Origin of the sequence: Pseudomonas sp. QE6 (assembly GCF_041379005.1) — a bacterium.
Taxonomy (GTDB): domain Bacteria; phylum Pseudomonadota; class Gammaproteobacteria; order Pseudomonadales; family Pseudomonadaceae; genus Pseudomonas.
In genome coordinates this window covers 5,457,941-5,471,982 of the sequence record NZ_CP166873.1, presented here as the reverse complement: position 1 = coordinate 5,471,982, position 14,042 = coordinate 5,457,941, and the positions used below count along the sequence as shown (strand labels likewise).

General features: G+C 66.9%; 12 protein-coding genes. 9 read left to right on the top strand and 3 right to left on the bottom strand.

The features are described from left to right. Window position 1 precedes the first annotated feature (1 nt). Window positions 2-595 (bottom strand): septation protein A, encoded by a 594-nt coding sequence (locus ACAW63_RS24970; RefSeq protein WP_371229967.1) that lies wholly within the window; start codon window positions 593-595, stop codon window positions 2-4. A 170-nt stretch (window positions 596-765) separates the two neighbouring features. Between ACAW63_RS24970 and ACAW63_RS24965 the strand changes: the two genes are divergently transcribed. The 7 genes from ACAW63_RS24965 to bglX all read left to right on the top strand — a co-directional run bounded on the left by ACAW63_RS24965 (window position 766) and on the right by bglX (window position 8,786). Next, on the top strand, window positions 766-1,641 hold the full coding sequence (locus ACAW63_RS24965) for a PHP domain-containing protein (protein ID WP_371229966.1): 876 nt from the start codon (window positions 766-768) through the stop codon (window positions 1,639-1,641). Then, complete coding sequence (locus ACAW63_RS24960; protein WP_275610861.1) at window positions 1,638-2,267, top strand: L-threonylcarbamoyladenylate synthase; 630 nt, start codon at window positions 1,638-1,640, stop codon at window positions 2,265-2,267. Before ACAW63_RS24965 ends, ACAW63_RS24960 begins: the two co-directional genes overlap by 4 nt. 155 nt (window positions 2,268-2,422) lie before the next feature. Beyond that, entirely contained in the window at window positions 2,423-3,598 is a 1,176-nt protein-coding gene (locus ACAW63_RS24955) for a tryptophan--tRNA ligase (RefSeq protein ID WP_371234786.1), read from the top strand. 334 nt (window positions 3,599-3,932) lie between these two features. After that, window positions 3,933-4,745: a ScpA family protein gene (locus tag ACAW63_RS24950; protein ID WP_371234785.1), complete on the top strand. Its 813-nt coding sequence runs from the start codon at window positions 3,933-3,935 to the stop codon at window positions 4,743-4,745. Next, window positions 4,723-5,235, top strand: coding sequence for a GNAT family N-acetyltransferase (locus ACAW63_RS24945; RefSeq protein WP_371229964.1), 513 nt, complete (start codon window positions 4,723-4,725; stop codon window positions 5,233-5,235). The genes ACAW63_RS24950 and ACAW63_RS24945 overlap by 23 nt, the downstream gene beginning before the upstream one ends. A gap of 16 nt (window positions 5,236-5,251) precedes the next feature. Then, window positions 5,252-6,283 (top strand): SMC-Scp complex subunit ScpB, encoded by a 1,032-nt coding sequence (scpB, locus tag ACAW63_RS24940; RefSeq protein ID WP_371229962.1) that lies wholly within the window; start codon window positions 5,252-5,254, stop codon window positions 6,281-6,283. 205 nt (window positions 6,284-6,488) lie between these two features. Further along, a complete protein-coding gene (gene bglX, locus ACAW63_RS24935; protein WP_371234784.1) occupies window positions 6,489-8,786 on the top strand; it encodes a beta-glucosidase BglX in 2,298 nt (765 codons plus the stop codon). A 68-nt stretch (window positions 8,787-8,854) separates the two neighbouring features. Here bglX and ACAW63_RS24930 read toward each other — a convergent pair whose 3' ends face one another. Together ACAW63_RS24930 and gap are read right to left on the bottom strand one after the other, a co-directional pair. Continuing rightward, window positions 8,855-9,637: a hypothetical protein gene (locus ACAW63_RS24930; RefSeq protein WP_371229960.1), complete on the bottom strand. Its 783-nt coding sequence runs from the start codon at window positions 9,635-9,637 to the stop codon at window positions 8,855-8,857. 286 nt (window positions 9,638-9,923) lie between these two features. After that, entirely contained in the window at window positions 9,924-10,928 is a 1,005-nt protein-coding gene (gene gap, locus ACAW63_RS24925; RefSeq protein ID WP_371229958.1) for a type I glyceraldehyde-3-phosphate dehydrogenase, read from the bottom strand. 128 nt (window positions 10,929-11,056) lie between these two features. Between gap and edd the strand changes: the two genes are divergently transcribed. Beyond that, window positions 11,057-12,883 (top strand): phosphogluconate dehydratase, encoded by a 1,827-nt coding sequence (gene edd / locus ACAW63_RS24920; RefSeq protein WP_371229956.1) that lies wholly within the window; start codon window positions 11,057-11,059, stop codon window positions 12,881-12,883. Window positions 12,884-13,004: 121 nt separating this feature from the next. Continuing rightward, window positions 13,005-14,003, top strand: a complete 999-nt coding sequence (locus ACAW63_RS24915; RefSeq protein ID WP_371229955.1) for a glucokinase — start codon at window positions 13,005-13,007, stop codon at window positions 14,001-14,003. Window positions 14,004-14,042 lie beyond the last annotated feature (39 nt).

Below are 14,042 nucleotides of genomic sequence, written 5' to 3'. Positions count from 1 at the left end.
GTCAGTCCTTGGGTTTTTCGCCGGTAGGTTCATCGTGCATGTGGCGGGCCAGGAACACGCCCTGGCCGATCAGGAACAGCAGGGTCATGCCCAGGCTGCCGAACACCTTGAAGTCCACCCAGATGCTCTGGAAGGTGAAGGCGACGAACAGCTGGACACAGCCGCAGATCAGGAAGAACAGCACCCAGGCGATGTTCAGTTTCGCCCAGAGGGAATCGGTGAGGTGCACCGCGTGGCCCATGATCCGCTGGATCAGCGGCTGGTTGCCGATGAAGTGGCTGCCGGCGAAGGCCAGGGCGAACAGCCAGTTCACCACCGGCGCCTTCCACTTGAGGAAGGTTTCGCTGTGGAAGGCCAGGGTCATGCCGCCGAACAGCAGGCAGGCGGCGAGGGTCACCCACTGGCCCTTGTCCAGCTTGCGCTGCTTGATCAGCAGGGCGCCGTAGACCACCACGGAGGTGGCGATCAGCACGGCGGTGGCGCTGTAGATGCCGCCGACCGAGAAGCTCTGGCCAGCGAGTTCGACGTTGCGCGGGTCGAGCTTGTAGACGATGAAGAACAGGATGAGGGGGATGAAATCGATGAATTGCTTCATTACGGCAGCCAGAGCCTGGTAGAGCCGGCATAATACCAACCTGCCGGTGAACTGAAAGCCTCATCCGCCCAACGCTGCGCCCGCTCATGGTTTCAACCCGTTGCCGTGAGAGCGGGCGCACATAAGCGTCTATACAGAAATAAGCCGTCCCCAGCCTACGGAAGCCCTGCATGCGAGTTGACCTGCACTGCCACAGCACCGCGTCCGACGGACTCCTCAGCCCGACGGCCCTGGTCGAGCGCGCCCACGGGCGCGGCGTGCGTGTGCTGGCGCTGACCGACCACGACACCCTCGACGGCCTGCCGGAGGCCCGCGATGCCGCGCGTCGGTTGGGCATGGAACTGGTCGACGGGGTCGAGCTGTCCTGCACCTGGGGGGGCGCGACCATCCACGTGCTGGGCTATGGCTTCGATCCGCGCGCCGAATCGCTGGTCGAGGCACTGGACGACCTGCACCGCGCCCGCTGGACCCGTGCCGAGGAGATCGGCCGGCGCCTGGAGGCCAAGGGCATGCCCGGCGCCTTCGAGGGCGCGCAGGCGGTGCAGCGCGAGCTGGGTGACAGCGAGAATGCCCCGGCGCGCCCGCACTTCGCCGAGTTCCTGCTGCGCCAGGGCTACGTCAAGGACCGCGCCGAAGCCTTCCGCAAGTGGCTGGGCGCCGGCAAGCTGGGCGACGTCAAGCAGCACTGGCCGGCCCTTGCCGATGCGGTCGGCACCCTGCGCGCCGCCGGCGCCTGGATCAGCCTGGCGCACCCCTACCAATACGACTTCACGCGCACCAAGCGGCGCAAGCTGGTCGCCGACTTCATCGCCGCCGGTGGCCATGCCATCGAGGTGGTCAACGGCCCGCAGCCGGCGGAGCAGGTCGGCGTGCTCAGCATCCTCGCCCGCGAGTTCGGCCTGATGGTCACCGCCGGCAGCGATTTCCACGGCCCCAGCGACTGGTCCGAACTGGGCCTGTACCGTACGGTGCCGGATGATCTGCCGCCGCTGTGGCCGCGTTTCGCCCATGCGGACACCGCCCCAGGGAACAAGGAGACTCAATGAGCCAGTTCTTTCAGGTCCACCCGGAAAACCCCCAGTCGCGCCTGATCAAGCAGGCGGTGGAGATCGTCCGGCAGGGGGGCGTGATCGCCTATCCCACCGACTCCTCCTACGCGCTGGGTTGCCGGATCGGTGAAAAGTCGGCGGTGGAGCGCATCCGCCACATTCGCCGGCTGGACGACAAGCACAACTTCACCCTGGTCTGCCGCGACCTCTCCGAACTGGGGCTCTACGCCAAGGTCGATACCGGCCTGTTCCGCCTGCTCAAGGCGCACACCCCCGGCCCCTATACCTTCATCCTCAACGCCACCCGCGAAGTGCCGCGCATGTTGCTGCACCCCAAGCGCCGCACCATCGGCCTGCGCGTGCCGAGCTGCCCCATCGCCCTGGCGCTGCTGGAGGAACTGGGCGAGCCGCTGATGAGCGTCAGCCTGATCCTGCCGGGGCAGACCGAGCCGCTCAACGACCCGTACGAGATGCGCGACCTGCTGGAGCATCAGGTGGACCTGATCATCGATGGCGGCTACGGCGGCGGCGAGGCGTCCACGGTGATCGCGCTGACCGACGAGGACCCGGTGGTGGTGCGCGTCGGCTGCGGCGATCCGGAACCCTTCATGGTCAGCGCCTGAGCATCGGTTCCCGAACTTGAGCCTGTCCTGATGCAGCAGACCCGACGCGCAGCAGTTCGGGAACTGGCTCGGCACCTATACTGCGCACTTCGTTCCTGACTCCGCGAGGTTGATCCTTGGCCAGCGTCGAATCCCAGCGCCGCGTGCTGTCCGGCATGCGCCCTACCGGGCGCCTGCACCTGGGGCATTACCACGGCGTGCTGCAGAACTGGGTGAAACTGCAGCACGAATATGAATGTTTCTTCTCCATCGTCGACTGGCATGCCCTGACCACCGAGTACGACGAAACCGAAGGTATCCGCCAACACGTGCGCGACATGGCCATCGACTGGCTGGCGGTGGGCGTCAGCCCCAGCGCGGCGACGATGTTCATCCAGTCCCAGGTGCCCGAGCACGCAGAGTTGCACCTGCTGCTGTCGATGATCTGCCCGCTGTCCTGGCTGGAGCGGGTGCCGACCTACAAGGAACTGCAGGAAAAGCTCAGCCACAAGGACCTCTCCACCTACGGCTTCCTCGGCTATCCGCTGCTGCAGGCGGCGGACATCCTGATCTACCGCGCCGGCTGGGTGCCGGTGGGTTCCGATCAGTTCGCCCACGTCGAGTTCAGCCGCGAGATCGCCCGGCGCTTCAATCATCTGTATGGCGGCGAGGAGGATTTCGAGGAACGGGTGCAGACCGCCATCGGCCGGCTGGGCAAGAAGACCGGCAAGCTCTACTCCAGCCTGCGCCGCACCTGGCAGGAGCAGGGCGATGCCGAAGCGCTGGAAACCGCGCAGGCCCTGCTCAAGGAGCAGCAGAGCCTGACCTTGGGCGACCGCGAACGGCTGCTGGGCTACCTCGAAGGCAGCAGCCGGCTGCTGCTGCCCGAACCCCAGACCCTGGTCAGCCAGGCGCCGAAGATGCCGGGGCTGGATGGCCACAAGATGTCCAAGTCCCACGGCAACACCATCGCCCTGCGCGACAGCCCGGCGGAGGTGGAGGAAAAGATCGCGCGGATGCCCACCGACCCTGCGCGGGTGCACCGCAACGATCCCGGCAATCCGGACCTTTGCCCGGTGTGGCAGTGGCACCTGATCTACTCCGACGCCGGCTGCCGGCAGTGGGTGCAGGAGGGCTGCCGCAGCGCCGGTATCGGCTGCCTGGACTGCAAGCGGCCGCTGATCGAGGCGATCCAGCAGGAGCTGGCGCCGATCCAGGAACGCGCGCTGGACTACGAGGACAACCCGGAGCTGGTGCGCAGCATTCTCGCCGAGGGCGCCGAGCACGCCCGCGAGACCGCCCGTGAAACGCTGGTGGAGGTTCGGCATGCCATGGGGCTGTCCTACCGCTGATAAACGCTTTTCGTAGGAGCGAGCTTGCTCGCGAACAAGCCCCCGCTGCGGAGCCTGGTTCGCGAGCAAGCTCGCTCCTACAGGAATGCCCACCGCCGCGCGACGTGATTTGACACCGCCCATCCCTTGAGCCATTTCCCCCACCCACGAGGGGTAAAAGCAGGGATAATGCCGCCTGTATCCCCCAGACCCTGACGAGTGGCCGATGAGTGACCTGACCGAGCCGGACGATCCTTCCAGCGCCACCGAATACCGGGCCCCGGTACAGCTGGCGCTGGTCTACGGCGAGGCGCTGACCGAGCTGCCGCAGGACCTGTACATCCCGCCGGACGCCCTGGAAGTCTTCCTCGAAGCCTTCGAAGGCCCGCTCGACCTGCTGCTCTACCTGATCCGCAAGCAGAACATCAACATCCTCGACATCCCGGTGGCGGAAATCACCCGCCAGTACATGGGCTACGTCGAGCTGATGAAGTCGGTGCGCCTGGAACTGGCCGCCGAGTACCTGGTGATGGCCGCCATGCTCGCCGAGATCAAGTCGCGCATGCTGCTGCCGCGCTCGGCCGAGGCCGAGGAAGAAGAGGAAGACCCGCGCGCCGAGCTGATCCGCCGCCTGCAGGAATACGAGCGCTTCAAGAAGGCCGCCGAGGACCTCGACACCCTGCCGCGCCTGGGCCGCGACATCATCCTGCCAGCCGTTGCCGCGCCGGATGCGCGGGCGCGCAAGCTGCTGCCCGACGTCGACATGCAGGAACTGATGCTGTGCATGGCCGAGGTGCTGCGCCGCGCCGACCTGTTCGAAAGCCACCAGGTCACCCGCGAGATGCTCTCCACCCGCGAGCGCATGACCGAGATTCTGGAGCGCCTGAAGGGCGAGGGCTTCGTGCCCTTCATCAGCCTGTTCCGCGTCGAGGAGGGCAAGCTCGGCGTGGTGGTGACCTTCATGGCCGTGCTCGAACTGGTGAAGGAACAACTGGTGGAGCTGGTGCAGAACGCCGCCTTCGCGCCGATCCACGTGCGCGCCCGGACCGAGACCACGGAAGGCGCTCCGTCCGCGGAAACCTTACAGGAGGAAGGCGAGGGGGCCTTCGAACCCGAGGAGGCAGTGCCTGCGGAGCCGACTTTCGATGACCTTGAAGATTCGCTCTGAACAACCCGGCGACCACGCCGCCATCGACGCCCTGTTGCGCGCGGCGTTCGCCGACCATCCGCACAGCCGGCAGACCGAGCACCTGCTGGTGCAGGCCCTGCGCGAGGAAGGCGCACTCAGCCTGGCGCTGGTGGCCGAGGAGGCCGGCGAAGTGGTCGGCTACCTGGCCGCCTCGCCGGTGACCCTCGATGGCGCAGACATCGGCTGGCTGGGCCTGGGCCCGCTGGCGGTGCTGCCGGCGCGGCAGAAGGGCGGTATTGGCGCTGCACTGGCGCAGGCCTGCCTGGAGCAGCTGCGCGCTGAAGGCATAGCCGGCTGTGTGCTGGTGGGCGATCCGGATTACTATTCGCGCTTCGGCTTCGTCGCCGATGACACCCTGGTGTTCCCCGGCATCCCCGCCCCGTACTGCCAATGCCTGCGCCTGACCCCGCAGGCCCAGGCGGTGCGCGGCGAAGTGGCCTACCACCCGGCCTTTACCCGTTTCGGCTGACCCACTGAGCGACTCGATGAACCTGTCCGACCCCAAAGAACTGGCGACCCTGCTCGAAGGCATCCTCCTGGCGGCCGGCAAGCCGCTGTCGCTGGAGCGCCTCGGCGAGCTGTTCGAGGAGGCCGAGCGGCCGGAGCCGCAGCAGTTCCGCGATGCGCTGGCGGTGCTGTCGCTGTCCTGCGCCGGCCGGGCCTTCGAGCTGAAGGAGGTGGCCACCGGCTACCGCCTGCAGGTGCGCGAGAAGCTCGCCCCCTGGGTCGGCCGCCTGTGGGAAGAACGTCCGCAGCGCTATTCCCGCGCCCTGCTGGAGACCCTGGCGCTGATCGCCTACCGCCAGCCGATCACCCGTGGCGAGATCGAAGAGATCCGTGGCGTCGCGGTGAACACCCAGATCGTCAAGACGCTGATGGAGCGCGAGTGGATCCGCATCGTCGGCTACCGCGAGGTGCCCGGCCGTCCGGCGATGCTGGCCACCACCCGGACCTTCCTCGACTACTTCAACCTGAAGAGCCTGGAAGAGCTGCCGCCGCTGGCCGAGCTGAAACTGATGGAGCCCGAGCCCCAGCCGATCCTCGAGGACATGGCGCCGACGGTCAGTCTGCCGAGTCCCGAGGAATACGACGAGGACTACATTCCGCCGTCGCTGCAGGCGCTGGCCGACCAGGCGCTGCGCGATGCCGGCGAGGAGCCGGAGCCCGCTCCGCCGGAGGAAAAGCCCGAGGAGACCAGCTTCCGCAGCCTGCTCGCCGAGCTGGACGAGATGGAGCAGGGCCTGAAGACCGATTTCGACGACCTCATCGACCTGCCGCCGGCGGATGCCGAGGACAATGGCGTGGACGCCGATTTCAGTGGTGTCTTCGGCTTGCCCGAGGTTCAGCCGGAAGGCTCGGCGCCGGAAGACACGGAGACGGAGCCCGCTTCGCCTGAGCCCGAGCCTGCCGTCACCGCGCCGGCCGCCGAGGCGGAAGAGGAGTGGGACGAGGAACGCGCCCTGCGCGAAGCCATGCGCGAGGAAATGGAGTTCAACGCCCGCAATCGCGACCATTAAAGGCATTTCCCCGACGCTTTCCAGCCGTTCGGTGATTGACTTCCGCCTTCGGCGCGACGACCTTATGTGCCGCGTTCGAAAGGCGCTGGCGGCAACACCCGGGGGAGCCGCCGGAATCCCCGTCCCTTCGACGACCCTCGATAACAATCCACAGTGGCCCGGCGCTTCGCGCAGGCTGCTGAGTACCCATATGAAAACAACACCAATCAGCCGTATCTCCTGGCTCGGCCTTCTGCTGGGCCTGAGCAGCGCTTCGCTTTCCGCAGCCCAGGCTCCTGCCGTGGCACCCGCCGTGCCGCTGCCCGGCCAGTCGAAGGACGCCTTCATCGACAGCCTGATGCAACGCATGACGCAGGAAGAGAAGATTGGCCAGCTGCGCCTGGTCAGCGTCGGTCCCGATCATCCCAAGCCGGTGTTGCTGGAAGAGATCGCCGCCGGCACCACTGGCGCGGTGTTCAACACCGTGGTGCGTCCGGGCATCCGCGACCTGCAGGATGCGGCGATGAAGAGCCGGCTGAAGATCCCGCTGTTCTTCGCCTATGACGTGGTCCACGGCCATCGCACCGTGTTCCCCATCGGCCTGGGCCTGGCGGCCAGCTGGGACCTGGCGTCCATCGAGCGCAGTGCCCGCGTCTCGGCCATCGAGGCCAGCGCCGACGGCCTCAACCTGACCTATTCGCCCACCGTCGACATCGCCCGCGATCCGCGCTGGGGCCGTGTCTCCGAGGGCTTCGGTGAAGACGCCTGGCTGACCAGCAAGGTCGCTGCCGCGGTGGTCAAGGGATACCAGGGCAAGGGCCTGGACCAGCCGGAAACCATCATGGCCGGGGTCAAGCACTTCGCCCTGTACGGCGCCGGCGAAGGCGGCCGCGACTACAACACCGTGGACATGAGCCCGCAGCGCATGTTCCAGGACTACCTGCCGCCGTACCGCGCCGCCATCGATGCCGGCGCCGGCGCGGTGATGGTCTCGCTGAACAGCATCAACGGCGTGCCCGCCACCGCCAACAAGTGGTTGCTGCAGGACCTGCTGCGCGGCCAGTGGGGCTACAAGGGCCTGACCCTGAGCGACCACGGCGCGGTGGGCGAGCTGATCAAGCACGGCGTGGCCGCCAACGAGCGCGACGCCACCCGCCTGGCGATCAACGCCGGCGTCGAAATGAACATGAACGACGACCTCTACGGCAAGCACATGCCCGAGTTGCTCAAGGCGGGCCTGATCAGCCAGGCCGAGATCGACCGTGCCTGCCGCGACGTGCTGGCCGCCAAGTGGGACATGGGCCTGTTCAAGGACCCGTACCGCTACCTGCAGGGCAAGGACCCGGTGGACACCGACGCCGAGGAGCGCCTGCACCGTGCCGACGCCCGCGAGATCGCGCGCAAGGGCATGGTCCTGCTGAAGAACCAGGATGGCGTGCTGCCGCTCAAGCGTGATGGCGTGATCGCCCTGGTCGGTCCGCTGGCCGACAGCAAGCGCGACGTGATGGGCAGCTGGTCCGCCGCCGGCAAGGCCTTCCAGGCGGTGACCGTGCTCGAAGGCATGGGCACGGCGACCCGCGGCAAGGCCGCATTGCTTTATGCCAAGGGCGCCAACGTCACCGACGACCAGGAGATCATCAAGTACCTCAACGAGTACAACGAGGACGTCAGCGTCGACTCCCGCAGCCCGAAGGAAATGATCGACGAGGCCGTGGCCAAGGCGAAGCAGGCCGACGTGGTGGTCGCCGTGGTCGGCGAGGCCCAGGGCATGGCCCACGAGGCGTCGAGCAAGACCAACCTGCATATCGCACAGAGCCAGGTCGAGCTGCTCAAGGCCCTCAAGGCCACCGGCAAGCCGCTGGTGCTGGTGCTGATGAACGGCCGCCCGCTGGACCTGCGCTGGGAAAGCGCGAATGCCGACGCCATCCTGGAAACCTGGTTCAGCGGCACCGAGGGCGGCAATGCCATCGCCGACGTGCTGTTTGGCGACTACAACCCGTCGGGCAAGCTGAGCATGACCTTCCCGCGTTCGGTGGGGCAGGTGCCGATCTACTACAACCACCTGAACACCGGCCGCCCGTTCGACCACGAGCACCCGAACAAGTACACCTCGCGTTACTTCGACTCGCAGAACGGCCCGCTGTACCCCTTCGGCTACGGCCTGAGCTACACCGACTTCAGCGTCTCGGACGTGAAGATGTCGGGCAGCAGGCTGAAGAAGGGTGACCAGCTGACCGCCAGCGTGACGGTGAAGAACACCGGCAAGGTCGCCGGCGAGACCGTGGTGCAGCTCTACCTGCGCGACGTCGCCGCCTCCATCAGCCGTCCGGTGAAGGAGCTCAAGGGCTTCAGCAAGATCATGCTGCAGCCGGGCGAGTCGAAGGTGGTGCAGTTCCCGATCCGCGAGGAAGACTTGCGCTTCTACGACAGCCAGCTGCGCTACGCATCGGAGCCGGGCGAGTTCAAGGTCTACGTCGGCCTGGATTCGGATAACGTGAAGGAGCAGAGCTTCACGCTGCTTTAAGCGTTATCCACAAGCGCTGGTTCCAGACGAAAACGCCACGGCTCATCGAGTCGTGGCGTTTTTCTTTTTCAGGTCGCCGGGTTCGCCAGCTTCCTGGCCCTGCGCCCGATCAACCAGCGCAATGCGCCTTGCACCAGCACGGACAGCATTGCCGCTTCGGCGAAGCTCTGCACGGTGCCGGTCTCCGGCAGGCGCAAGGCCAGCCACAGGCAGAAGGCGCCGAAGGCCGGACGCCCGGTGACCATGCCGCGCAGCAGGGCGATGACGAAGCCCGCGCCATTCAGGCGCTGCGACGATACGCAGAGCACGATGGAGAGCAGCGGGAACACCGCCAGCAGGCCGCTCCAGCTTGGCCCGGCCCAGCCGGCGAGGGCGGTGACGGCCAGCGTCAGCGCGGCGCCGGCGAGCATGCGCAGGCCCAGTTCGAAGCGTCCGATGGGGGAGAGGGTGGGCGGCAGTTCCACTCGCGGCATGAACAACAGGCTGGTCAGTGTGCCCAGCGCCGCCGCACCCAAGGCCCAGGCGGGCAGAGTGGGCAGTTGCGTCAGTCCCCAGGCGGCGGCCAGCCAGGCCAGCATCGCGCCGCCCAGCGCCAGCGGCCAGGGATGGCGTCGGCAGATCCAGGCATAGGTGAAGTTGAACGCCTCCGAGGCGAAGATCGCCGCCAGCGCCAGTAGCGCGGCCTGGGCGCCGAAGTCGCGGCCATGTTCGAGGGTGATCAGGCAGAGGATCGGCCCGGTGATGGCGGGCAGGGTGGCCAGGCAGCCGGCGACGGCGGGCCCCCACCAGCGCCCGGAGAGCGAGACCAGCAGCAGGAACAGCGGAACCAGGGTGAGCTTGAGGGCGAGCATGAAGGCGGCGAGCAAGAAGTGACGGCGGATTCTAGCAAGAGCGGGGTTGGGTGCGATTGGCGGCTTCGATGGCGGCGATGAGAAATCCGACACGCGTATGCAGGATGGCGTGGAGCGCAACGAACCCCATCGATCCCGAGCACTGGCGGCATGGGTTTCGCGCTGATCCCTGCCCATCCTGCAAGCTGATTGATAGTGCGGTGCAGTGGTTGTTCGCGAGCAAGCTCGCTCCTACGAAGAGCCTGCGCTCCCTACCTGTAGGAGCGAGCTTGCTCGCGAACCTTCTTCATCCCTGCGCCAAATACACCGCCCGCGCCGTATCCAGCATGCGGTTGGAGAATCCCCACTCGTTGTCGTACCAGGCCATCACCTTGACCAGTCGGCCGCTCACCCGCGTGTGGCTGGCGTCGAAGATGGCGGAGCGCGAGTCATGGTTGAAGTCCACCGAAACCAGCGGCTGGCGGTTGAAGCCGAGGATCGGCGAGCCCTGGCTGGCACGTTCGAACAATGCGTTCACCTCCTCGGCGTGGGCCGTGTGGGCGACCTGCACCGTCAGGTCCACCAGCGACACATTGATCACCGGCACCCGCACCGCCAGTCCGGTCAGTTTGCCGGCCAGTTCCGGCAGCACCAGGCCCACCGCGTCGGCGGCACCGGTGCGGGTCGGGATCATCGACTGGGTCGCCGAGCGCGCCCGGTATGGATCGCTGTGGTAGACGTCGGACAGGTTCTGGTCGTTGGTATAGGCATGGATGGTGGTCATCAGCCCGTACTCGATGCCCAGTTCGCGGTGCAGTACCTGGGCCACCGGCGCCAGGCAGTTGGTGGTGCAGGAGGCGTTGGAGACGATCTGGTGCGTCGGCCGCAGGATGTGTTCGTTGACGCCGTAGACCACCGTGGCGTCGACTCCCTGGCCCGGTGCCGAGATCAGCACCTGGCGTGCGCCGGCGTCGAGGTGCGCGGCGGCCTTCTCGCGGCTGGTGAAGAGGCCGGTGCATTCCAGCACGATGTCCACCTCCAGCACCTTCCACGGCAGCTCCGCCGGGTTGCGGATAGCCGTGACGGCGATCTGGTCGCCCTCTACGCTGAGACTTTCCGCGTCATGCTCCACCTGGCCAGGGAAGCGCCCGTGCACGCTGTCGTACTGCAGCAGGTGGGCGTTGATCGCCGCGTCGCCCAGGTCATTGATCGCCACCACTTGCAGGTGCTGGCGATAGGGGCCCGAGTAGAGTGCGCGGAGAACGTTCCGACCGATGCGACCGAAACCGTTGATAGCCAGGCGTATAGTCATGGATGTCGTCTCTTTTCTTTTGTTGTGGTAAAAAACATTAAATTTCCGCTTCGAAGAAAAGTAAACGCTTTGTATTCGAAGATTATGTTGTAAAAACAACAACTGATAGTCTGTAGGAGAATGCTGCCATGCACCCTCGTGTGCTCGAAGTCACCCAGCGCATCCAGGCCCGCAGCGCGGCAACCCGCCAGCGCTACCTCGACCTGGTCAAGGCAGCCGCCACCAAGGGTCCGCACCGCGGCACGCTGCCTTGCGGCAACCTCGCCCACGGCGTCGCGGCCTGCGGCGAGTCCGACAAGCAGGCGCTGCGGCTGATGAACCAGGCCAACGTCGCCATCGTTTCCGCCTACAACGACATGCTCTCCGCGCACCAGCCGCTGGAGCGCTTCCCGGAGCTGATCAAGGACGCCCTGCGGCAGATCGGCTCGGTCGGCCAGTTCGCCGGCGGCGTGCCGGCCATGTGCGATGGCGTGACCCAGGGCGAACCGGGCATGGAACTGTCCCTGGCCAGCCGCGACGTGATCGCCATGGGCACCGCCATCGCGCTGTCCCACAACATGTTCGACGCCGCGCTGTGCCTGGGCGTGTGCGACAAGATCGTCCCCGGCCTGCTGATCGGCTCGCTGCGCTTCGGCCACCTGCCGGTGGTGTTCGTGCCGGCCGGCCCCATGCCCACCGGCATCTCCAACAAGGAGAAGGCCGCGGTGCGCCAGCTGTTCGCCGAAGGCAAGGCCACCCGCGAGGAGCTGCTGGCCTCGGAGATGGCCTCCTACCACGCGCCGGGTACCTGCACCTTCTATGGCACCGCCAACACCAACCAGCTGCTGGTGGAGGTGATGGGCCTGCACCTGCCGGGCGCCTCCTTCGTCAACCCGAACACCCCGCTGCGCGACGAGCTGACCCGCGAAGCCGCCCGCCAGGCCGCGCGCCTGACGCCGGAGAACGGCCAGTTCGTGCGCATGGCGGAGATCGTCGACGAGAAGGCCATGGTCAACTCGGTGGTAGCGCTGCTCGCCACCGGCGGCTCGACCAACCATACCCTGCACCTTTTGGCCATCGCCCAGGCCGCCGGTATCCAGCTGACCTGGCAGGACATGGCCGACCTTTCCGAAGTCGTACCGACCCTGGCGCGTATCTATCCCAACGGCCAGGCTGACATCAACCACTTCCAGGCGGCGGGCGGCATGTCCTTCCTGATCCGCCAGCTGCTGGACGGCGGCCTGCTCCATGAAGACGTGCAGACCGTGGTCGGCAAGGGCCTGCGCCGCTACGTGCAGGAGCCTTTCCTCGAAGAGGGCAAGCTGGTCTGGCGCGAAGGCCCGGCGGCGAGCCTGGACGAGAACATCCTGCGCCCCATCGACAAGCCGTTCTCGCCCGAAGGCGGCCTGCGCCTGATGGAAGGCAACCTTGGCCGTGGCGTGATGAAGGTGTCCGCCGTGGCACTGGAACACCAGGTCGTCGAGGCGCCGGTGCGTATCTTCCACGACCAGTCGAGCCTGGCGGCCGCCTTCAAGGCCGGCGAGCTGGAGCGCGACCTGGTCGCCGTGGTGCGCTTCCAGGGCCCGCGCGCCAACGGTATGCCGGAGCTGCACAAGCTCACGCCGTTCCTTGGCGTGCTGCAGGACCGTGGCTTCAAGGTGGCGCTGGTGACCGACGGGCGCATGTCCGGCGCGTCCGGCAAGGTGCCGGCGGCGATCCATGTCTCCCCGGAAGCGCTCAACGGCGGCCCGCTGGCCAAGCTGCGCGACGGCGACGTGGTGCGCGTCGACGGCACGACCGGCGAGCTGCGCGTGCTGGTGGATGCGGCGGAGTGGGATGCCCGTCCGCTGGTGGAAACCCCGGCCATCGATAACCTTGGCATGGGCCGCGAGTTGTTCGCCTTCATGCGCAACGCCTTCAGCCCGGCGGAGCAGGGCGCCTGCAGCTTCACGGCCGAACTGAACGGTCCGAGCTGACCCTGCCGGTCTCCCGTGTGACGGACTGCCTGTTCGTCGCACGGGGCGTTTTCGGCGCTGTCCTATGCTGGCATGATCCCGCGCCGCATCCTTCCAACCCATTTCCAGGCCAGAGCCCGCCATGAATTCCAATAACGCTCAGCCCGCCTCGAACGGTTTCGCCCTGGTCGGCGACATCGGCGGCACCAACGCCCGCTTCGCCCTGTGGCGCGGTGAAGTCCTCGAATCCGTCCAGGTCCTGGCCTGCGCCGACTACCCGCGGCCCGAAGACGCCGTGCGCGACTACCTGCAGCGCGTTGGCCAGCCGCTGTCGGCCATCGACAACGTCTGCCTGGCCTGCGCAGGTCCCGTTGGCGCCGCCGACTTCAAGTTCACCAACAACCACTGGGTGATCAAGCGCGACGCCTTTCGCGCCGAACTGGGCCTGAGCCACCTGCTGCTGGTGAACGACTTCAGCACCATGGCCTGGGCGGCTTCGCGGCTGTCGGAAGAACACCTGGTGCAGGTGCGCCCGGGCAAGGCGCTGGAAGGCCGCGCCAGGCTGATCATCGGCCCGGGCACCGGTCTGGGCGTAGGCAGCCTGATGCCGTTGCCGGGCGGCGGCTGGGACGTGCTGCCCTGCGAAGGTGGCCATGTCGACCTGCCGGTAACTTCCGAGCGTGATTTCGCCCTCTGGCAGCTGCTGCGCGAAAAATATGGCCACGTCTCGGCCGAGCGCGTGCTCTCCGGCAGCGGCCTGGAAAACCTCTACCGCATGAGCTGCCAGCTCGATGGCGTGGAACCAAAATGCGCCACCGCCGCCGAGATCGGCGAGCGCGCCATGGCCGGCGACGCCTACGCCGACGCGGTGCTGGAACACTTCTTCCTCTGGCTGGCGCGGGTCGCCGGCAATGCCGTGCTGACGGTCGGTGCGCTGGGTGGCGTGTACATCACCGGCGGTATCGTCCCGCGCTTCCTCGAGCGCTTCCAGCGCAGCGGCTTCGCCGAGGCGTTCCGCGCCCGCGGCAAGACCAGCGGGCCCTACCTGGAGCCGGTGCCGGTGTGGGTCATGACCGCCGAACACCCCGGTCTGTTCGGCGCCGGCGTCGCCCTGGAGCAGGCCCTGCGCAACGAAGGCTGAATCCACGCTGCATCCCTGAAGAACAACAAGAACGAAGGA

Coding starts and splice junctions, on each gene's coding strand:
- gap (WP_371229958.1), bottom strand. CDS start 10,928: ATGACTATACGCCTGGCTATCAACGGTTTCGGTCGCATCGGTCGGAAC.
- edd (WP_371229956.1), top strand. CDS start 11,057: ATGCACCCTCGTGTGCTCGAAGTCACCCAGCGCATCCAGGCCCGCAGC.
- ACAW63_RS24915 (WP_371229955.1), top strand. CDS start 13,005: ATGAATTCCAATAACGCTCAGCCCGCCTCGAACGGTTTCGCCCTGGTC.
- ACAW63_RS24945 (WP_371229964.1), top strand. CDS start 4,723: ATGACCTTGAAGATTCGCTCTGAACAACCCGGCGACCACGCCGCCATC.
- scpB (WP_371229962.1), top strand. CDS start 5,252: ATGAACCTGTCCGACCCCAAAGAACTGGCGACCCTGCTCGAAGGCATC.
- ACAW63_RS24930 (WP_371229960.1), bottom strand. CDS start 9,637: ATGCTCGCCCTCAAGCTCACCCTGGTTCCGCTGTTCCTGCTGCTGGTC.
- ACAW63_RS24965 (WP_371229966.1), top strand. CDS start 766: ATGCGAGTTGACCTGCACTGCCACAGCACCGCGTCCGACGGACTCCTC.
- ACAW63_RS24970 (WP_371229967.1), bottom strand. CDS start 595: ATGAAGCAATTCATCGATTTCATCCCCCTCATCCTGTTCTTCATCGTC.
- ACAW63_RS24960 (WP_275610861.1), top strand. CDS start 1,638: ATGAGCCAGTTCTTTCAGGTCCACCCGGAAAACCCCCAGTCGCGCCTG.
- ACAW63_RS24955 (WP_371234786.1), top strand. CDS start 2,423: ATGCGCCCTACCGGGCGCCTGCACCTGGGGCATTACCACGGCGTGCTG.